Below are 20,588 nucleotides of genomic sequence, written 5' to 3'. Positions count from 1 at the left end.
GAAAGGAGCATCGTCATGACGCCACGCCCTCAGGGCGCCACCGGCTGGCTCTTCGCCACCCCCTTCCTGGTGTTCTTCGGGCTCTTCCTCGCCGTGCCGCTCGGCATCGGCCTGTGGATGAGCTTCACCGACGCGAGCCTCACCGGGGCCGGTGGCAGCAGCTTCACCGGCCTGGACAACTACACCGAGGCGCTCGGCGACGGCCAGGTGTGGCAGACCCTCGGCAACACGGTCTGGTTCACCATCCTGTCCACGGTCCCGCTCGTGCTCGTCGCCCTCGTGATGGCCCTGCTGGTGTACACGGGGCTGCCGGGGCAGTGGCTGTGGCGGCTGTCCTTCTTCGCCTCGCATCTGCTGCCGGTCGCGGTGGTCTACCAGATCTGGAACATGGTGTTCCAGCCGGATCGCGGCATGCTCAACGGCCTGCTGGACGTGGTCGGCATCGAAGGGATCGGCTGGCTGACGGACGAGAAGTACGCGATGTGGTCCATCGCGCTGGTGACCCTGTGGTGGACCGTGGGCTTCAACTTCCTGCTCTACCTGGCCGCGCTGCAGGCCATCCCCGACCACCTCTACGAGGCGGCCGCGCTCGACGGCGCCGGGGCGTGGCGCAGGCTGTGGTCGGTGACGCTGCCGCAGCTGCGCCGGATCACCGTGATGATCGCGGTGTTGCAGGTGATGGCGTCGCTCAAGGTGTTCGACCAGATCTACCTGCTGACCAAGGGCGGTCCCGACGGGGCCACCCGGCCGATCCTGGAGTACATCTACGACACCGGCTTCACCAACTACCGGCTGGGCTACGCCTCGGCGATCTCGTACGTGTTCTTCGCGGTCATCATCATCCTCTCGCTCGCCCAACTGAAGATCTTCTCGCGCAGGGAGGACTGATCACCCCATGGCCCCCGGGACACTCTCACCCCGTACGCGGAGAAAACCGCGCTCGACCATGCCCCGCGAGGTGGCCCGGCGGCGCCGCCCCGGCGGCGACCGCGCCTGGCACCCCACCCTCGGGACAGGTCCCCTCCCCCGTGTGCTGACGCTGCTGGCGCTGGCGCTGATGGCGGTGGTCTGGCGGGTGCCGTTCGGCTGGGGCGTGGACACATCGTTCAAGTCGGAGGTCGACGCGAGCGCGTCGGGCGTCGACTGGCTACCCGACGCGGGCTTCACCCTCGACGCCTACCGGACCATCTTCGGGCAGGGCAACCTTCCGGTGTGGGCGGTGAACAGCGTCGTGGTCGCCGTGTGCGTCACGGCGCTCACCGTGGCGGTGTCGGCGATGGCGGCGTACGCCTTCTCGCGCACCCTCTTCCGCGGCCGCCGGGTGCTCTTCGCCGTCATCGTCGCCTCGATCATGGTGCCGCCGCAGATCCTGATCGTGCCGCTGTTCCGGCAGATGCTCGCGATGAACCTCGTCGACACCTACGCGGCGGTGATCCTGCCGCAAGTGGTGGCGCCCGCGATGGTGTTCATCCTGAAGAAGTTCTTCGACGGCATTCCGCGCGAGCTGGAGGAGGCGGCCCGGATCGACGGGGCGGGAAGCTTCCGGGTGTTCTGGAACGTGGTGCTGCCGCTTTCCCGGCCGATCCTGGCGGCGGTGGCCATCTTCGTCTTCATCAACACCTGGAACAACTTCCTCTGGCCGTTCATCAGCACCAGCGATCCCCAGCTGATGACGCTGCCGGTGGGGCTGTCGACCGTCAAGGACTCCACCGGGCTCCGGAACGCGCAGGAGTCGGCCGCCTCGGTCCTCGGCTCCCTCCCGCTGCTCATCGTCTTCATGCTCTTCCAGCGCCGCATCGTGAAGTCGGTGGCCACCACGGGCCTGGGAGGTCAGTGACCGTACTCGTGCATCGCGCCGCCCTCGGTGGACTCGCGGGCGCGCAGCGTGTGCCCGACGACCACCTCCCGGGGCGGTCTGCCCGGCGCGTCGATCCGCTCCAGCAGCAGGCTGACGGCGTGCCGGGCGATGGCGCCCTTGTCCGGGGCGACGGTGCTCAGGCTGGGCGTGCTGTAGCGGGTGGCCTCGATGTCGTCGAACCCCATCACGGCCACGTCCTGCGGGACCCGCAGCCCGCGCTCGTACAGGGTGCGCAGCGCGCCGAGGGCCAGCGCGTCGTTGAAGCAGAACACGGCGTCCGGTGGTTCGGCCCCGTCCAGCAGCGCGTCCATCGCCCGCGCGCCCTCCCGCAGGTGGTAGCGGGGGGTTTCGTGCTCCAGCCGGGGGTCCAGCGGCAGTCCGGCCTCCTCCAGCGCCTGGCGGTAGCCGGTCCTGCGCAGCAGCGGCGTGCCGATGTACGGCTCGGGCTGCGGGCCGACGGCGGCGATCCGGCGGCGCCCGCCACGGATCATATGGGTCACCGCCTCCCGGGCGGCGGCCACGTTGTCGATCACCACACGGTCGGTGAGCCCGCCGCTGGGCCGTTCGCCGATGAGCACGAGCGGCACGGCGCCGAGGTGGCCCGCGAGCGCGCTGCCGTGCAGGGCGAGCGGGCTGACCACCAGGCCGTCCACGATGCGCTCGCCGAGACCGTGGATGACGGACGCCTCGCGGTCGCGGTCGCCGAGGGTCTGCTCGATGAGCAGGGTGCGGCCGTGTGCCTCGGCCGTGGTGAGGAAGTGGCGCCCCAGTTCGGCGAAGTACGGGACGTCCAGCTCGGGCAGGACCAGCGCGATCATGCCGGTGCTGCCACGGCGCAGATTGCGGGCGGCCCGATTGGGCCGGTAGCCGAGCTGCCGGATGGCCCGCTGGACCCGCTCCCGGGTCGCGGGCGACACATGCACGAAGCCGTTGATGACGTTCGACACGGTCTTCGGGGAGACCCCGGCGAGCGTCGCCACGTCCTTGACGGTGGCGCTCCGGGCCGCGCCCGCACGCGTATCGCCCGGCGACGCCTCACTCTTCCCGGTCTGCTGGTTCGCGGCGGTCACCGGGCGATCCTAGGCGTTGCGGAGCGCCACGGTCACTTGAGGGCGCCCAGGGTGACACCGGTCCGCCAGTAGCGGCGCATCGCGGTCATCATGACGGCCAGCGGCACGATCGACAGCAGTGCGCCGGTCAGGACGAGGCTGGTCAGGTCGATACCCGACTCCAGCCGTTTGCCGGTCCAGTTGTACAGGCCCAGGTTGAGGGTCCAGTTCTCCTCGCCGCGCAACACGGTGAGCGGCAGGAAGAAGGCGTTCCAGGTGTTGACGAAGGCGAGCAGGAACACGGTGGCGCCGCCGGTGGCCATCATCCGCAGCACGATGCTGAAGAAGATCCGCAGTTCCCCGGCGCCGTCCAGGCGGGCCGCTTCCAGGAGTTCGAAGGGGACCGTGGACTCGGTGTAGACCTTGGCCAGGTACACGCTGAACGGGTTGATCAGGCACGGGATGAGCATGGCCCAGGGGGTGTCGACCAGCCCGATGGACGAGAACATCAGATACAGCGGGAGGGTGAGCAGGGCGATCGGGATCAGGAAGGAGCCCACGACGCACGCGAACACCACGCCGCGCCCGGGGAAGTCGAAGCGGGCGAGGCCATATCCGGTGGCCAGGGCGATGAGGGTGCCGCCGAGCGACCCCACTCCGGCGTACAGGAACGAGTTGGCGGTCCAGCGCAGGAAGATGCCGTGGTCGTAGGTGACCAGCTGGTGCAGGTTGTCCCACAGGTGCATGCCGGAGAACCACAGACCGCTGGTCTGGTACAGCCCGGTCCGGTCCTTGGTGGCGGCGACGATCAGCCACCACACCGGGAAGAGGCTGTACGCCCCGGCCAGGATCAGGCCGAGCAGCAGGAAGCGCTGGCCGCCTCGCCCGCGCGCGGCCGGATCGGGGCGGGCGAGCCGCCGTACCGTGCGCGCCTCGGGCCGCTCGGTGGCGGATTCCGGGGCGGATTCCGAGGCGGGTTCCGTCATCACCATCAGTCGGTCTCCTTCGAGGTCAGCCGGTAGAAGAGGAAGGAGGCCGCACCGAGGACGAGGGCGAGCAGCACCGACAGCGCCGCGGCGTAGTGGTAGTCGCCCGCGTTGAACGCCTGGTTGTAGACGATCATGATCGGGGTGAAGCTGTCGCTGACCGTCTGCGGCGTGACGTTCCGGAACAGCGCGGGCTCGTTGAAGATCTGCAGCATCTGGATGATGGAGAGCATGCCGGTCAGCACCAGTGCACCGCGCACCCGTGGGACCTTGATGCTCAGCGCGATGCGCGTCTCGGAGGCGCCGTCCAGCCGCGCGGCCTCGAACAGCTCGCGGGGCACCGTCTGGAGTGCCGCGTAGATGATCACCATGTTGTAGCCGATGCCGTGCCAGGTCAGCAGGTTGCCGATGGACGGCCAGACCATCGAGGGCGCGAAGAAGTTCCAGGAGAGCCCGAAGAACCTGCCGAGTGCGGTCAGCGGGCCGACATCGGGGCTGTAGAGGTTGATCCATACGATGGCGGCCACCACCCCGGGGATCATGTACGGGATCAGCAGCAGCATCCGGAACCGGGCGGCCGCCCGCGAGGTGAGCGCGTCCAGGCACAGGGCGAGCAGCAGGCTGATGGCGAGCATCACCGGGATCTGGACACAGGCGAACAGCACCACCCGCAGGACGGAGGCCATGAACGCCGGGTCGGTCAGGCCGTGCCGGTAGTTGTCCAGTCCGGCGAACGTCACCGTGGCGCCGCCGAGTCCGAGGCCGGAGCGCTGCTCCCGGAACAGGGACTGGTGGACCGCGTAGCCGATCGGGACGAGGTAGAGGAAGACGAAGCCGAGCTGGAAGGGCACCGTGAAGGCGGCCCCCTTCCAGCGCTGGGAGCGGATCATGCGGGCCCTCAGTCCTTGACGCTGATGCCGCGGGACTTCAGGTCTGCCACCGTCCACCTCTGCATATGGGCCAGCAGGTCGGTGACCTTCTGCTGCTTGTTCAGGACCTTGGCCCAGCCGGACTGCAGTTCGGTGAACATCGCGGTCCAGTCCGGACCGAAGATCCAGTCGGTGGTGACGGTGTTCAGGCTGTCGGTGACCACCTTCTTGCCCGGTTCGTAGTGGTCCCCGAGCAGCTTGGCGGAGAGCGGCTTCTCGACGTACGCCGCGCTGTCGGCCAGCGCGGGCATGACGCCGTTGCCGGTCTCCGGACTCGCCATGGTGGACACGGCGCCGCTGTCGGTGGACATCCACAGCGCCGCGGCCGCGGCCTGCTCCTGGTGCGCGCACTGCTCGGTCACCAGGGTGAGCCCGCCGCTCTGGTTGGTCCCGGCCGGGGTCTTGGCCGGTTCGCCCGGGAAGGCGGGCCACGGGGACAGCGCCCACTTGCCGTTGGATTTGGTGAAGTTCTGGACCATACCGGCCATCTGCCAGGTGGAGATGTGCCGGGTGGCGGTGCGGCCGTTGTCGTAGTTGCGCTGGACCGCCGCGTAGTCGGCGAAGGAGAGCGTGGAGTTCAGATCGTTGTCGATGATCCGCTGGATCACCTTCGCCGCCTTGAGGGTGCCGGGGCCTTGGAAGTTCACCCGCCAGGCGTTGCCGTCGATGGCGTACCAGTGCGCCCCCGCCTGCATCGCGAGGATTTCGAGCGTGCTCGGGTCCTCGCCCGCGTAGTTGGTGATGTGGATGCCGTGCTTCTTCAGCACCTTTCCGGCGGCGATGAAGTCGTCCCAGGTCGCGGGCGGCTTCAGGCCGTACTTCCGGAAGATGTCGGTGCGGAGGATGGTGAAGGCGGGCGCGGAGCTGGTGGGAACGCCGTAGACCTTGCCCTGCACCCCGGCCCCCGCCCACGCACCGGCGTTGAACTTGTCCTTCGCGGAGCGGACGTACCGGGTGATGTCGGCGAGCACACCCTGCGAGACGAGGGTGGTCACGTATTCGGCGGTGTTCTGGACCAGACAGGGGGCCTTGCCCGCCTTGACGGCGTTGGCCAGCTGCTTCTGCGTCGTCAACTGGTCGGTGACCTTGGTGTATTCGAGCTTGATGTCCTGGTGGCTCGCGTTGAACGCCTTGACGACGGCCTCATGGCCATTGGCCCAGCCCCAGTAGGGGAGGGTGACCGGGCCCGAGTCCCCGGATGACCCAGGACCCCCGGAGCCGGATCCGCCGCAAGCGGAGAGCAGACCTGTCAGCGCGAGACCCGCGACGGCGGCGCGGGAGAACCTTCTCCGGGGCAGGGTGAAGTTCATCTGACCGTGATCCTTTGACTGTTGGCGTTACCGGAACGCGAGGACGGCGGGTCGGTGGCGGCCAGGCGCGGCAGGCGGAGGCCGGGCAAGCGAAAGCGGTAGTAACCGGTTGCTGTGGACGGTAGGCCGGTTGGCCTGGACTCGACAAGAGGCCGGACGCGATGAGTTGCGGAAACCGTTTACGACAGTGGTCCGCCGGGGCGGTGGTCAGGAACGGCGGGCCGGCGGCTGGACGGAGTTCCGTACGACGACATGGGTGCCCAGCACCAGATGGTCGCCGTCACCGCCCGCACGGCGGCCACCGCCACCCTCGCGCCGGTCGGCCACCGCGCGCAGCGCGGCCCGCCCCATCTCCTCGTACGGCACATGAACGGTCGTCAGCTGCGGGGTGAGCTGAGAGGCCAGCGGAATGTCGTCGTAGCCGACGATCGAGACGTCCTCGGGGACCCTCAGCCCGGCGGCGCGCAGCGCCTGCATGGCGCCCGCGGCGACCACGTCGGTCCCCGCCAGCACCGCCGTGAAGTCCAGCGCGCGGCGCAGGCCCTCCTCGACCGCCTCGTACCCGTGGCCGTAGTCGTACGGGCCGTGGAGCACCATGCCCGGGTCGAACGGGACGCCGTACGCCTCGAAGGCCCGCTGGGCGCCCCTCAACCGGCCCTGGGCCGTGGTGAGTTCGGCGTGGCCAGGCAGCACGAGGACCCGGCGGTGCCCGGCGGACAGCAGGTGGCTGGCCATGGCGTAGGCGCCGCCCTCGTTGTCGTAGTCGACCGTGGTGGCCGCCACGTCGCCCTCCAGCGGCGGCCTGCCGACCAGGACGAGGCGCGATCCGGCCGCGTCGAGGGAGCGGGCGAACCGGGCCATCCTCAACTGGTACTCGTCGACGTCGTACGCGCCGCCGAGCAGGACCACCGCGGCGACGCCCTGCTGGCGCATGAGGTTCACCAGCGTGAGTTCCCGCTCGGGGTCGTCTCCGGTGGTGCCGACCAGCGAGAGCCAGCCGCGCAGCGTGGCCGCGCCCTCGACTCCCTTGGCCACGTGGGCGAAGGCGGCGCCGGTGATGTTGTTGATGAGGATGGCCACGGTGGGCGTGCCGCCGCCGGCCAGTGAGCGGGCGTGGGCGTTGGTGACGTAGTCCAGGTCCCGTACGACCTTCATCACCCGGCGACGCAGCTCGTCCGACACCGGATAGTTGCCGGACAGGACGCGCGAGACGCTGGCGACGGAGACACCCGCGCGCTCCGCCACGTCGCGGATGGTGGCCCGTCCGGCGCCGTCCGACGCCTTGCGCTCGCTCACCGTAGCGGCTCCTTCACCGTAGCGACTCCCCCCGCCGGCCGGGCCGGGTCCCGTGGCTTGCGCCGGTGCGGAAACCGTATCCCATCGTTACTCCGCGGCGGCGGGCCGCAGGGGCGGTCCTCAGGCGACGCGCGCCAGGTCCGCATGGCGCACCTCGTGGGCCAACGGCAGTCCCGCCACCATGCGTTCCAGCTCCTCGGCGACGACGCGGCCGAGGCGGGCCAGCTCGTTGCCGAGCGAGCCGGCGATGTGCGGGGTGAGGAAGACGTTGGGGAGTGTGTACAGCGGGGACCCGGCGGGCAGCGGTTCGGGGTCGGTGACGTCCAGCACCGCGCTCAGGCGGCCCGTGACCAGCTCGTCGGTGAGGGCCCGGGTGTCGACCAGCGCGCCCCGGGAGGTGTTGACCAGCACGCCGCCGTCCCTGATGAGGGCGAGCCGCTTACGGTCCAGCATCCGGTGGGTCTCGGGGATGTCGGGGGCGTGCAGGCTCACGATGTCACTGCGGCGCAGCAGGTCTTCCAGCGGCAGCGGTTCGGCGCCGAGCTCCGTGGCCTCGGCGGCGTCCACGTAGGGGTCGTACAGCGAGACGGCGAAGTCGAACGGCCGCAGCAGCTCCAGCAGTCGGCGGCCGACGCGTGAGGCGCCGATGACGCCGACCCGGCGGCCGAGGTTGCCGGTGGCCGAGGTCTCGGCGGGGGTGGGAAAGGTGTGGGTGTCCCGGAAGCGTTCACGGTGGGCCAGGGCGTCCTTGCCCGCGAGCAGGATCATGGCGAGGGTGTATTCCGCGACCGGCAGGGCGTTGCCGGTGACCGCGCTGGACACGGTGATTCCGCCGTCCCACAGGGCGTCGCCGATCAGTGAGCGCACGGAGCCCGCGGCGTGCAGGACGGTGCGCAGCTCGGGCGCCGCGGCGAGGGCGGAGGCGTCGAGGCGGGGGCAGCCCCAGCCGGTGATGAGCACCTCGGCCCGGGCCAGCGCGGGGGCGGCGGCGGGGTCGGTGAGGTCCCGTACGACGAGCGCGGTGTCGATCTCGGCCACCTGCCGGAGCCGGTCCATGAGCGGCGGCGGGAAGAGCAGCGGGAGGTGCACCGGGTCCATGGCGAACACGGCTCTCGGCGGCTGGGCACTGGGCATGACTCTCCTGAGGCGCCGGGGAAACACTCTTGTAGAAACACTGCCAGAAAGCGTCTTCTAACGTAGATCTGACGGGGAGGCAGGTCAATCGGCAGACCGTACGCCGCCGGGGCGACCGATCCTTTCGAAAGTGCGCCCGGACCCTTGACTCCGTTTCCGGACAGGGCGGAAGCTCTGGCCACTTGGCCGCAGTAACCGGTTTCCGTTTTCCACTGCGCAGGGAGTCAGCCATGAACCCACCCTTGTCCCGTCGCGCCACCCTTCAGGCGGCAGGTGCCACCGCGCTCGCCACGGGTCTGACCGGCACCACCGCCACGGCCGCCACCGACGCCCGGGCCGGTGAAGCCGGTGAGGCCGGTGGCGCGGCACGGCTCGTCACCTATCCGGTGCCGTCGGGAGCCCCCGTGAAGACCGACAGCTTCACCGTCAAGGTCCGCACTCCCGGCGGCAGATGGCGGAGGCTCGGCACCTATCTGGCCACGCTGAACCTGGTCGACACCACCACCGGCAGCGGCCGTCAGCAGAACTCGACGCTCGCGTACTTCGACTTCTCGGGCAGCGTCGACGTCGAGGTGACCTTCATCAAGGGCGGCGTCGGCAAGGTGCGGATACGGCCCGACTCCTACGGCATCACTCCCGAGGTGCGCGGAGACACGGTCCGGTTCCGGCTCACCGAGCCGCGCAACCTCGTCGTCCAGGCCGACGACCAGATCTTCGACTGTCTGCATCTGCTCGCCCGCCCCCTGGAGACGGACCGCCCGGCCGTGGACGATCCGGATGTCATCCACTTCGGCCCCGGGGTGCACACCACCCCGTCAGGCACCCTGACCGTGCCGTCCGGCAAGACCGTCCACCTGGACGGCGGTGCCGTCCTGAAGTCCCGGGTGATCTTCAAGGACGTCGAGAACGCGGGGCTCACCGGGCGCGGTGTCATCCACGCGGCGCCCGGCGGCGGCGCCACCGTCGAGGGGTCGAAGAACATCACCATCGGCGCCGTGACGATGCTCAACCCGGGCGGATACGCCGTCACCATCGGCGAGTCCGAGCACATCACCCTCAGCGGCATGGCCGCCTTCAGCTCCAAGGGCAACGGCGACGGCATCGATGTCTTCTCCAGCTCCGACGTCACGATCGACGGTGTCTTCATGCGCAACGCCGACGACTGCGTGGCCATCTACGCCCACCGCTGGGACTACTACGGCGACACCCGGAACGTCACTGTCAAGAACTCCACCCTGTGGGCCGACGTGGCGCATCCCATCAACGTGGGCACGCACGGCAACACCGACGCGCCCGAGGTCCTGGAGAACCTGACCTTCAGCAACCTCGACATCCTCGACCACCGCGAACCCCAGACCGGCTACCAGGGCTGTATCGCGCTCAACTCCGGCGACAGCAACCTCATCAGAGACGTGCGCGTCGACGGTGTCCGGGTCGAGGACTTCCGGCAGGGCCAGCTCATCCATATGCGGGTCATGTACAACGCGAAGTACAACACCTCGGTCGGCCGGGGCATCGAGAACGTGTACGTCAAGGACCTCAGCTACTCCGGGACCCACGGCAGCCCGTGTCTGCTGCTCGGCTACGACGCCGAGCACGCCATCAGGAACGTGACCTTCGAGAACCTGGTGGTGGGCGGCACGGTCATCGCCGACAGCATGAAGAAGCCGACCTGGTACGTGGCCGCGGACTTCGTCCCCATGCACGTCAACGAGCATGTGACGAACCTCAGGTTCCTCACCACCGCCGAGGCCGCCGCGTCATGACGGCCCCCGCACCGGGCCGCCGGGGCTTCCTCGGCGGCGCCGCGGCCCTGCTGCTCGCACCGGGCGCGGGCGGCCTCGCCGCGCCTGCGTTGGCACAGCCGGGCCGGGACACCGGCCGGACCTTCACCCACCCCGGGCTGCTGCACGGCGCCGCCGACCTGGCCCGGATGAGGGCCGCGGTCGCCGCCGGGGAATCCCCGGTCCACGACGGCTTTTCGGCGCTCGCGGCAAGCCCCCGCTCGTCGTCCGTGTACACCGTGCGCAACACCGGCCAGATCACCTCCTGGGGCCGCGGTCCGGCCCGGTTCATGAACGAAGCCGTCGCCGACTCCGCCGCCGCCTACCAGAACGCCCTCATGTGGTGCGTCACCGGCGACCGTGCCCACGCCGACAAGACCCGCGCCATCCTGGACGCCTGGTCGGCGTCGCTCACCGCCATCACCGGAGCGGACGGACCCCTCGGCGCCGGGCTGCAGGCCTTCCTGTTCGTCAACGCGGCCGAGCTGCTGCGGCACAGCGGCTACGACGACTGGGACCCGGCGGCCATCGCGCGCTGCGAGGAGTCCTTTCTGCGCGTCTGGTATCCGGCGGTGTCCGGGTACATGCTCTACGCCAATGGCAACTGGGACCTCACGGCGGTCCAGACCATCCTGGCCATCGGTGTGTTCTGCGAGGAGCCCGCGCTCTTCGAGGACGCGCTGCGGTACGCGGCGGTCGGCGCGGGCAACGGAAGCGTCCGGCACCGCGTCGTCACCGACGCGGGTCAGGGCCAGGAGAGCGGCCGTGACCAGGGCCATGAGCAGCTCGCGGTCGGCCTGCTCGGCGACGCCGCCCAGGTGGCCTGGAACCAGGGCGTCGACCTGTGGGGATTCGACGGCAACAGGATCCTGGCGAACGTCGAGTACGCCGCCCGCTACAACCTCGGCGGCGACGTCCCCTTCTCCCCCGACCTGGACCGCACCGGCAAATACCTCAAGACGTCGGTGTCCGACAAGGCGCGCGGCGCCCTGCCACCGGTCTACGAGATGGCGTACGCGCACTACGCGGGCGTACGCGGCCTCGCCACCCCGCACACCAAGCGCGCGGTCTTCCGCGGCACCGGCGGCGCCCGCGCCGTCGAGGGCGGCAACGACGACCTGCCCGGGTGGGGCACACTCACCTACGCCGGGGCCAAGGCCACCCCCGCCGTGCCGACAGCGCCCGCCGGGCTCACCGCGACCGGCGCCCGGCACGCCGTCACCTTGGCCTGGCTGCCGTCCGCGTGGGCGACCGGCTACACGGTCCGGCGCGCCACCGGACCCGACGGGCCGTACGAGCCGATCGCCTCCGGCGTCGGGACACCCGCGTACACCGACCGTGCCGTGCGCACCGGACGGACCTACTACTACACGGTTACTTCTTCCAACTCCCTTGGCATCAGCCGCAGTTCGGACTGGACGGCGGCGACGGCCGGGCTGCCCCGGCCGTGGTCGACCGGGGACGTGGGGACACCGCGCACAGCGGGCTCCGCCGCCTTCGACGGTGAGCGCTTCGTCCTGGAGTCGGGCGGAAGCGCGGACACCTGCCGCCTGGTGCGTCTGCCGCTGCACGGCGACGGCACGGTGACCGCACGGATCGTGTGGCCGCTCAGCTCTCAGTACTCCACCATCGGCGTCACGGTCCGCGGCTCCCTCGACCCGGACGCCCCGTATGCCTCGATGCTGATCCAGGGGCTGCCGCTGCACACCTGGAGCGGTGTGTGGTCCGTACGCCGCTCGGCCGGTGCTCCCGTCTCGGCCACCGGCAGCACGCCCGTGCCGCCGTCCCAGCGGCAGGCCATCACCACCGCCGCGGCGTTCCCGATCTCCGACCTGGGCACCCTGCCCGCGTCGGCCACGCCACTGGAGGCTCCCTGGGTCGAGGGCGCGGGCGACGGCTACCGGCTGCGGGCTCCGTACTGGGTACGGGTGACCCGCCGGGGCGGCCGCTGCACCGGCGCCATCTCCCCGGACGGAGAGCGGTGGACCGAGGTGGGCTCGACCGAGGTCCGGCTCGGCCGCACCACCTGCGCGGGCCTCACCCTGACCTCCTGTCTGGGCGCGGACGAGGCGTACGCCGAGACCGGTACCGGCGCCTTCGACAACGTCAGCGTGGTCTCCCCGGCAGGACCGCTGTGGACCGTGCCGCGCCCGGTGCGCACTGCCACCGGCCTGCGGGCGTCGGCCGAGGCCGACGCCATCGAGCTGGCCTGGACCGATCCGGACCCCGCCGCCCGGTACACGGTGCTGCGGGCCGAGCGCGCCCTCGGCCCGTACGAGACCGTCGCCACCGGCGTGGGCCCGGTCGGCTTCGGCACCCGCGTCCGGTACGCGGACGCCACCGGGGCGCCCGGGCGGACGTACCACTACGCCGTCGCGAAGACGAACCGCGGCGGGCGCGGGCCGCGCTCCGCTCCCGCGAGCGCCCGCATGCCGACCCCTTCGATGCCCCAACTCACCTCAGCGGAGACGGCGTTCGCGAACCTCGGTGTCCCGTTCCGCCATCTCCTCCGCGCCACGCACGAGCCGGTACGGTTCACCGCGACCGGCCTGCCCGGTGGCCTGCGCGTCGACGAACGCACCGGGCTGATCTCCGGACGGCCCTCGGCGACCGGCACCTTCACGCTCACCACCAGGGCGGGCAACGCGTCCGGCACCGCCACCGGCAGCCTGACCCTTGACGTCGGCACGCCACCGCCCGCTCCCTGGTCGTACGGCGATCTCGGGGATCCGGTCCTCGACGAGCGCGCCTTCGGCACGTACGGCGTCGTGGCCGTACGCACCCCAGGAATCACCGCGTACGACGCGGGGACGTTCACCGTGCGCGGCGCCGGGACCGATCTCACCGTCAACGGGCAGGGAATGACGGGACAGTTCGCGCGCAGGTACGTCAGCGGCGACTGCGAGTTCACCGCCCGGCTCGTCTCGCGGACCGGCGCCACGGCCGCGGACCGGGTCGGGCTGCTGATGGCCAAGTCCCTGTCGCCGTTCGACCAGGCGGCCGGGGCGATCGTCACCGGCGGGACCACCGCGCAGCTCATGCTGCGCCCGGTGGTGGCGGGCCCGTCCGCCTTCACCGGAAACGGCCGCCTCGCGGGAAACGGCCGCCTCACCGGAGACGGCCACCTCGCGGGAGACGGCCGCCTCGCCCTGCCCTGCCTGCTGCGGCTGAAGCGCACCGGGACCGCCTTCGCCGCCGCCATGTCCACCGACGACGGCGCCACGTGGATTCCCCTCGCCGAGGGCACCGTCCCCGGCTTCGGTGACGCCCCGTACCACGTGGGCCTCGTAGTCTGCTCCCGCGACCCACTGGCCCGCACCACCACGCGGTTCGACCGCGTGCACATCACCCCCGCACAGAGCGGAGACACCCCACGATGAGCTGTGAACACACCCCCACTCCCCCGCCCGCACACCGGCCGACCCGCCGCACCCTGCTGCGGTCCGCGGGCGGCCTCACCGCCGCCCTCGCCGTCGGCGCCGGAGCGGCCGCCGTCACCGGCGGCAGCGCGGACGCCGCGCCCGCCGCCTTCACCCACCCGGGCATGCTGCACGCTTACGGCGAACTCAACCGCGCCAAGGTACGGGTCGCCGCGGGCGCCGAGCCGTGGCTGTCCGGATGGAACCGCCTGACCGCCAACCGCCACTCCGCGAGCACCTGGGCCCCCAACCCGCAGAAGACCATCATCCGCGGCGGGACCGGCGAGAACTACGGCATCCTCTACAACGACATCCACGCCGCCTATCAGAACGCCCTGCGCTGGAAGATCGCGGGCACCACCGCCCACGGCGACACCGCCGTCGCGATCCTCAACGCCTGGTCGGCCACCCTCACCACCGTCACCGGCAACGCGGACCGCTTCCTGGCCGCCGGGCTCTACGGCTACCAGTTCGCCAACGCCGCCGAACTCATGCGCGGCTACAGCGGATTCGACCTCGGCCGCTTCCAGACGATGATGCGCGACGTCTTCTACCCGCTCAACAACCAGTTCCTCAACCAGCACAACGACGCCTGCGTCACCAACTACTGGGCCAACTGGGACCTGTGCACCATGAGCTCGATCCTCGCCATCGGGATCCTGTGCGACGACGCCGCGAAGTACGACCAGGCGGTGAACTACTTCAAGAGCGGCGCGGGCAACGGCTCCATCCGGCACGCCGTCCCGTTTGTGTACGACAACGTCGACGGCTACGCCCTCGGCCAGTGGCAGGAGTCCGGCCGGGACCAGGGCCACACCATGATGGGCATGGGCCAGCTGGGCGCCTTCTGCGAAATGGCCTGGTCCCAGGGCGACGATCTGTACGGCTACGACGGCGACCGCTTCATGAAGGCCGCCCAGTACGTCGCCAAGTACAACCTCGGCCACGATGTGCCCTTCACCACCTACACCTGGGGCACCGGCCAGAACTGCGCCCAGCGGTCGCACACCGTGATCTCCGCCGCGAGCCGTGGACAGGTCCGCCCGGTCTGGGACCTCCTGTACTACCACTACGGCCGCAGGCGCGGCCTGGACGTGCCGTACATCAAGGCCATCGCCGAGAGCGTCCGGCCCGAGGGCGGCGGCGGTGACTACGGCTCGACCAGCGGCGGCTTCGACCAGACCGGCTTCGGCACCCTGCTGTACGCCAAGTAGCCATGCGCTGGCTACCCTGAATTCCGAGCTGGGCCCTCCTCACTGCTGACGGCGCCTGAGCCAACGACGACAGCGAACAGGAGAACGGCCCGATATGAACACCCGTGTCCGCATATCCTCACGCAGCGCCGTGCCCCGATGGGTGCGCCGCTCGGCCCTCGGCCTGGGGCTGGTGGTCTCGGGGCTGGTGGCGCTGGTCACACTCGGCACGCTCGTCCCGGCCGTTCCCGTGCTCGGCTATTACGCGACCACCTGGGTCGGGCCCCGGCCGCTGTGGTACGTGGTCTTCGGCCTGCTCATCGCCGCGGGCGCGGTGGTGGCGTGGAAGCGCGGGAAGCGCCGGACGGCGGTGTGGACCACCGCCACCTCGGCCATCACCGCCATCGGCGCGGCCACCGTGCTGATCACCCAGCTGCTCTACGCCCACGCCCAGCACGTGCCCGTGTCCACCGCCGACGTCCTCGCCGTCGATCAGCCCACCGCGCCGCCGGACCATGTGATCGGCTACGCCCGCGCCGAGGGCCGGACGCTCGCGGCCGGGCTGTGGGCACCGCGCGCGGAAGACAGCCAGGGCGACAAGCCCATGGTGGTGTGGATCCACGGCGGCGGCTTCGCCACCGGCAGCCGGAACCAGCGGGAGGGCGACTACCGCTGGCTGGCGAACCACGGCTACCCCGTCCTGTCCATCGACTACCGGCTCAGCCCGCCGCCGCGCTGGCAGGACGCCTCGGGCGATGTGGTCTGCGCCATGTCCCGGCTCGCCAGGAAGGCCCGCCAGTACGACGTCAACACCTCCCGCACCGTGCTGGTGGGCGGCTCCGCGGGCGGAAGCCTCGCGCTGAACGTGGCGTACGGGCTGAAGACCGGCCAGGTCAGCAGCAGCTGCACGGAACGGCTGCCCGACCCGCCGGTCGCCGTCGCCGGGTTCTACCCCGCCGCGGACCTCAAGGGCACCTGGCAGGACAACGGCCTGCTGGGATACGGGCGCGAGATCACCGAGGCCTACACCGGCGGCACCCCCGCCCAGCACCCCCAGCGCTACCGCTACGCCTCCGCCACCAGCCGCGTCCGCCCAGGGCTGATGCCGTCGCTGCTGGTCACCGGCGCCTCCGACCACCTCATCCGGGAGTCCCGGGTCCACGGGCTCGCCGACCAGCTGCGCCAGGCCGGTGACGATGTGCGGTTCAACGCCATCCCCTACAGCGACCACGCCTTCGACGACACGTACCACAGCATCGCGGGCGCGGTCGGCCGCAACCTGCTCCTGCGCTTCCTGAACGGCACGGTGCCGCGCACCTGAGGGCGCTCAGCCGTTGGCGTCGGCGTCGGCGGGGGCGGGGGCGACCGGAGGTGCGATGGGGGCGATGCCGAGGGCTCGCGCCGCCTCGTCCAGAGAGTCCCTGCGCTGCCGGGCGTAGTGCTCGTCGGGGTCGTGTACGGGGCGCTCCAGCACCCCGGCCAGCCAGTCGGCGCCGAGGGGCGTGGAGTCCGGGTCCGGCGGGGGCAGGGCGTCCTCGTAGACGATCGGCCGCGCGGTGATCCAGCCGCCGTGGAGCAGCCCGGCCAGCCCGGCGGGCGGGCCCAGGCCGTCGCGGCGGTGGGCGGGGTCGGTGGCGTGGTAAGTGAAGTACGCGAGATCCCGCCGGGCGAGTCCGGCCTGTGTGTCGGGCAGGCACATGGCCCAGATCTTGGCGGCGGCCTCCTGGCGGGAGAGCCCCGGATCGATGGCGAGCAGCCGGTCGGTCTCGGCCGTCATCGCCTCGTAGCGGGCCCATCCGGCGGGGGTGAGCGCGATGCCACGGGTCTCCGCCGCGCACCGTGGGCCGAAGGAGGTCCGGCGCAGCAGGATGTCCGGGCCGTCCCAGCGGGGCGGGCCCTGGATCTCGTCGGCCACCGCGACGCCGCGTTCCGCCATGCGCCGGTGCAGCTCGTCGATGTCGAGGACCCGGGGTGTGAGGTCGACCGGTGCGCGGGAGGGCCGGAAGGCGGCGGTGGCGAGGTCGAGGAACCGCCGCGCGTCCTCGGGCGGCAGCCCGTGTTCGGCCTCGGCGCGTTCGGCGAGGCCCAGCAGCTCCGGCGGGAAGACGCACTGTCGGCGTTCGGCGGTGCAGGACCGGCGGTCGCCGGGGACGAGGACGGAGGCGAACACCCGGAAGGGAGCGCGGGCCAGTTCCCCGGGGTCGACCGGCCGGAACAGCGTCGAGACGGCCGGGGCCGGGCGGGCCGCCGCGTCCCCCGGGTCGTAAGCGCCGACCGGGTGCATCCCCAGGGCGGCGAAGATCTGGCCCGCCCGGCGCAGCTCGGCGGGTGTGCCGACCCCGATGGCGGCGTGCCGCTCGGCGGTCACCCGCTCGATGCCGCCCAGCTGCTGTGCCGTGGCGCCGTCCCGGCGCAGCACATCGGCGTTGACCCGTGCGGTCATGTCCACGAGCGTGGTGTGGCCGGACACCTCGTGGGCGTACAGGTCGGATAGGGAGCGGGCGAATCGGGCCCGCAGCTGCCAGGGGGGAACCACGTTCATGGGAAGGTCCTTGTGCGGGGTGGCCCGGCTGTCGCGGGCTCAGCCGGGGGTCGTGGCGAGGGGGGAGTCGACGCGGGCGCCGAAGGCCTCGGTGGTCCAGGTCACGAACTCCTCCGCCGCCTCGCGGATGGCGTCGACGGCCGCGGGCACCAGCGGGTTGGGGTCCGTGGACCGGTGCACGGCGAGCACTTTGCGGCGCGGGCCGGGGGGCCGCATGCGGCGCATCGTGATCGCCCGGTCGATGCCGAGGGAGAGCGCGGGGACCAGCGCGACGCCGAGGTTCTCCCGCACGATGCCACGGATGACGTCGTAGTCGTTGCTGGTGAAGCGGATTTCGGGGCGGAATCCGCACTGGGCGCAGAGCCGCAGGAGGTTCTGGTGGGCGGCGGTGCCCTCCTCGTTGGTGACCCAGATGGCGCCGGAGAGTTCGCGCGGGTCCACGGTGTCCGCGTCGGCGGTGTGCTGTTCCGGTCCGCAGAGGATGAGCAGTTCCTCGTCGAGGATCGGGCGGAGCGTCAGTTCGCCCGGCCAGGTTTCGGGGACGAGGTCGTACGCGTAGACGAGGCCGAGGTCCGCCCGGCCCTCGCACACGGCCAGGGCCACGTCCGTGGGGTCGTCGTCGTTCTGCAGGGTGATCTCGGCGTCGGGGAGCCGGGCGACCAGTCGCCGCAGCGCCCTGGGCAGGAGCCCGGCGCTCACGGTCGGGAACGCGGCCACTCTGAGCCGCCCCCGGTTGCCGTCGGCGTACCCGCGGATGTCCTCCTCGGCCTCCTCCAGCCGGGACAGGAGGGCGGTGGCGTGGCGGCCCATCTGGAGGGCGGCCGTGGTCGGCCACAGATTGCGCGGGCCGCGTTCGAAGAGCCGTACGCCGAGCGCCCGCTCCAGCGCGGCGATCTGCTGGGACACCGCCGAGGTGGTGTAGCCGAGTTCCTTGGCGGCCCCGCTGAGCGAGCCGGTGGCCAGCACCGCCTGGAGGGTCTGCAGATGCACCATGTTCAGCATCATCGTGTCCCGGGTGCCGTCGTCCCCGCGCATCCGCCGTGCAGCCATCGGATGAGGGTGAGCGCGTCCCAGACGGGGCGGCCGGTGGCAGCCTTGATGGCGGCGGAGTAGGGCGGGAGGTTGGTGCATTCGAGGACGAACGCGCCGACGTCGGGGTGCTCGCCGAGCACGGCCTGTGCCACGGCCACCACCTCGGCCTCCGCACGCGCCACGTCGAGGGTCTCGTCGTCGCCGGTGAGCACGTGGAAGAGGTGTTCGGTGTGTTCCAGCCCCGCGAGGTGGACGCGGTCGCGCAGGCCGGGTCCGACGCCGACCGCTCGCAGATGGGCGTCGGTGAGCGTGCCCGCGTTGACCGTGAGCACGCAGCACGTCTGGTCGTGGCGCAGGGTCTGGAGCACCAGGGGGACCTGGAGGAGGCTGGAGGTGGCCACCGGGACCCGCAGGGCGTCGGCCAGCTCCGGCTGGTGCACGGCGAGGAAGCCACAGCAGGTGGTCACCGCGGCCGCCCCGTCCTCCTGGAGGCCGACGGCGGCGGCCGTCAGCGCGGGGAGCAAGCCCTCGGCCGAGCGCTCCACCACCCGGCGGGTACCGGCCCCGGGGGCGACCGCCATGGCGACGGGGAAGTCGAAGCTGGCGGGATTGCCCACGTCACCGGCCGGGCGGGGAATCCGGTTGTCCAGCATGACGATCCCGATGTCCGCCATCGTCTCTACTCCTTCGTCAGTTCGGTGCGATGGGTCTCCTTGAGCGCGATCACGCAGATCAGCGAGATCACCGACGCCCCGATCACATACCAGGAGACTGCCATGCCCGATCCGGTGGCGGACACCAGCGCGGCGGCGACCAGTGCCGCGGGCGCTCCAGCGACCACGCTGGACATCTGGTAGGCCACCGAGGCTCCGGTGTAGCGGTAGCGCGTGGGGTACTGCTCGGCGTACAGGACGCTGTTGAGCGCCCCGGTGGGACCGTAGCCGCACACCAGCGCCAGGATGATGGCCAGCGCGATGAGATACGGGTTGCGGGTGTCCAGCAGCCAGAAGAAGGGGACCGCGAACAGGGCGATGAACAGGGTTCCGGCGAAGTACACCGGGCGGCGTCCGATCCGGTCCGACAGGGCGGCGTACAGCGGCATCGCGACCAGCAGCAGCGCGGCGCCGATGAGCACTCCGCTCAGCGCCCAGGACTGCGGCAGTCCCAGATCGCCTTCGACGTAGGACAGCGAGTACACCGTGAAGAGGTAGTAGCCGATCGTGGACGCGGCCTGCACGAAGATCAGCAGGAGGGTCTGTTTCTTCGCATGGCGCAGGACCTCCGCGAGCGGCAGTTTGGGCCGCTTCCGCGCGTCCTTCAGCGCCTGGAACTCGGGCGGTTCGGGCAGCCGCTTGCGCAGGTAGAGGCCGAAGGCCACGAGCAGGCCGCTGAAGAGGAACGGGATCCGCCACCCCCAGCTGAGGAACTGGTCCTCGGGCAGCATCGAGAACAGGGCCACCATGCCCGCGGAGGCCAGTTGCCCGGCCGGTACGCCGAGCTGGCAGGCCGACGCGTACAGCCCGCGGCGTTTCGTGGGGGCGCTTTCGACGATGAGCAGCGCCGCGCCACCCCATTCGCCGCCGAGTCCGATGCCCTGGAGCATGCGCAGGAACACCAGCAGGATCGGGGCGAGGACACCGACCTGTCCGACGGTGGGCAGCAGCCCGATCGCGAAGGTGCCGATACCCATGATCAGCAGCGTGGCCACCAGGGCCTGCCTGCGGCTGAGCCGGTCGCCGAAGTGACCGAAGATCACGCCGCCGAGGGGCCGGAAGAAGAAGGCGACACCGAAGGTGGCCAGGGAGGTGAGCGTGCCCGCGGTGGCGCCGAGGTCGGAGAAGAACACCTTGGGGAACACCACGGCGGCGGCGCTGCCGTAGAGGAAGTAGTCGTACCACTCGATGGCGGTGCCGGTGAAGCTCGCCCGGGCGGCCCGCATGGCGGTCGGATGATCGACCACGGGGGTGGCGGAGTCAGGCGGCGTGGAGAGTGTTGCGGGAGCCTCCATGAGCGGATCCTTCCGGAAACCTGCGAGTGCTGTGAAGTGGGCGGACGA

At 71.1% G+C, this 20,588-nt stretch carries 16 protein-coding genes; 6 read left to right on the top strand and 10 right to left on the bottom strand.

What is annotated here, in order from left to right; genetic code table 11:
• Positions 1-15 precede the first annotated feature (15 nt).
• Positions 16-888, top strand: coding sequence for a carbohydrate ABC transporter permease (locus tag ACWC5C_RS17905; RefSeq protein WP_450876311.1), 873 nt, complete (start codon positions 16-18; stop codon positions 886-888).
• Between the two features lie 58 nt (positions 889-946).
• Entirely contained in the window at positions 947-1,837 is an 891-nt protein-coding gene (locus ACWC5C_RS17900) for a carbohydrate ABC transporter permease (protein ID WP_450876310.1), read from the top strand.
• On the opposite strand, the gene ACWC5C_RS17895 is transcribed toward ACWC5C_RS17900, so the two are convergent.
• The 6 genes from ACWC5C_RS17895 to ACWC5C_RS17870 all read right to left on the bottom strand — a co-directional run bounded on the left by ACWC5C_RS17895 (position 1,831) and on the right by ACWC5C_RS17870 (position 8,562).
• Positions 1,831-2,928, bottom strand: coding sequence for a LacI family DNA-binding transcriptional regulator (locus tag ACWC5C_RS17895; RefSeq protein ID WP_450876309.1), 1,098 nt, complete (start codon positions 2,926-2,928; stop codon positions 1,831-1,833). The two genes, ACWC5C_RS17900 and ACWC5C_RS17895, sit on opposite strands and share 7 nt — an antisense overlap.
• 32 nt (positions 2,929-2,960) lie before the next feature.
• Entirely contained in the window at positions 2,961-3,899 is a 939-nt protein-coding gene (locus tag ACWC5C_RS17890; RefSeq protein ID WP_450876308.1) for a carbohydrate ABC transporter permease, read from the bottom strand.
• Positions 3,899-4,783 carry a carbohydrate ABC transporter permease gene (locus ACWC5C_RS17885; RefSeq protein WP_450876307.1) on the bottom strand — a complete coding sequence of 295 codons (885 nt, stop codon included), beginning with the start codon at positions 4,781-4,783 and terminating at the stop codon, positions 3,899-3,901. The genes ACWC5C_RS17890 and ACWC5C_RS17885 overlap by 1 nt, the downstream gene beginning before the upstream one ends.
• 8 nt (positions 4,784-4,791) lie before the next feature.
• A complete protein-coding gene (locus tag ACWC5C_RS17880; protein ID WP_450876306.1) occupies positions 4,792-6,132 on the bottom strand; it encodes an ABC transporter substrate-binding protein in 1,341 nt (446 codons plus the stop codon).
• 207 nt (positions 6,133-6,339) lie between these two features.
• Positions 6,340-7,428: a LacI family DNA-binding transcriptional regulator gene (locus tag ACWC5C_RS17875; protein ID WP_450876305.1), complete on the bottom strand. Its 1,089-nt coding sequence runs from the start codon at positions 7,426-7,428 to the stop codon at positions 6,340-6,342.
• 120 nt (positions 7,429-7,548) lie between these two features.
• Positions 7,549-8,562, bottom strand: coding sequence for a hydroxyacid dehydrogenase (locus tag ACWC5C_RS17870; protein WP_450876304.1), 1,014 nt, complete (start codon positions 8,560-8,562; stop codon positions 7,549-7,551).
• A gap of 230 nt (positions 8,563-8,792) precedes the next feature.
• Here ACWC5C_RS17870 and ACWC5C_RS17865 point away from each other — a divergent pair, with 230 nt between their 5' ends.
• The 4 genes from ACWC5C_RS17865 (at position 8,793) to ACWC5C_RS17850 (ending at position 16,279) form a co-directional block, all read left to right on the top strand.
• Entirely contained in the window at positions 8,793-10,328 is a 1,536-nt protein-coding gene (locus tag ACWC5C_RS17865; RefSeq protein ID WP_450876303.1) for a glycosyl hydrolase family 28 protein, read from the top strand.
• Complete coding sequence (locus ACWC5C_RS17860; RefSeq protein WP_450876302.1) at positions 10,325-13,726, top strand: alginate lyase family protein; 3,402 nt, start codon at positions 10,325-10,327, stop codon at positions 13,724-13,726. The genes ACWC5C_RS17865 and ACWC5C_RS17860 overlap by 4 nt, the downstream gene beginning before the upstream one ends.
• Entirely contained in the window at positions 13,723-14,979 is a 1,257-nt protein-coding gene (locus ACWC5C_RS17855; protein WP_450876301.1) for an alginate lyase family protein, read from the top strand. The genes ACWC5C_RS17860 and ACWC5C_RS17855 overlap by 4 nt, the downstream gene beginning before the upstream one ends.
• 94 nt (positions 14,980-15,073) lie before the next feature.
• Entirely contained in the window at positions 15,074-16,279 is a 1,206-nt protein-coding gene (locus ACWC5C_RS17850) for an alpha/beta hydrolase (protein WP_450876300.1), read from the top strand.
• Positions 16,280-16,285: 6 nt separating this feature from the next.
• Here ACWC5C_RS17850 and ACWC5C_RS17845 read toward each other — a convergent pair whose 3' ends face one another.
• From ACWC5C_RS17845 to ACWC5C_RS17830, 4 genes are read right to left on the bottom strand one after another with little or no spacing between them, the layout of a single operon-like run.
• Positions 16,286-17,500, bottom strand: coding sequence for a 2-oxoadipate dioxygenase/decarboxylase family protein (locus ACWC5C_RS17845; RefSeq protein WP_450876299.1), 1,215 nt, complete (start codon positions 17,498-17,500; stop codon positions 16,286-16,288).
• Positions 17,501-17,539: 39 nt separating this feature from the next.
• Positions 17,540-18,550 (bottom strand): LysR family transcriptional regulator, encoded by a 1,011-nt coding sequence (locus ACWC5C_RS17840; RefSeq protein ID WP_450876298.1) that lies wholly within the window; start codon positions 18,548-18,550, stop codon positions 17,540-17,542.
• Positions 18,502-19,206: a hypothetical protein gene (locus tag ACWC5C_RS17835; protein ID WP_450876297.1), complete on the bottom strand. Its 705-nt coding sequence runs from the start codon at positions 19,204-19,206 to the stop codon at positions 18,502-18,504. The genes ACWC5C_RS17840 and ACWC5C_RS17835 overlap by 49 nt, the downstream gene beginning before the upstream one ends.
• Positions 19,207-19,211: 5 nt before the next feature.
• Positions 19,212-20,540, bottom strand: a complete 1,329-nt coding sequence (locus tag ACWC5C_RS17830; protein WP_450876296.1) for an MFS transporter — start codon at positions 20,538-20,540, stop codon at positions 19,212-19,214.
• Positions 20,541-20,588 lie beyond the last annotated feature (48 nt).

The sequence above is a fragment of the Streptomyces sp. NPDC001700 genome (assembly GCF_053596435.1).
The sequence above is the reverse complement of the archived record's forward strand: the minus strand, read 5'-3'. Positions and strand labels throughout refer to the sequence as shown.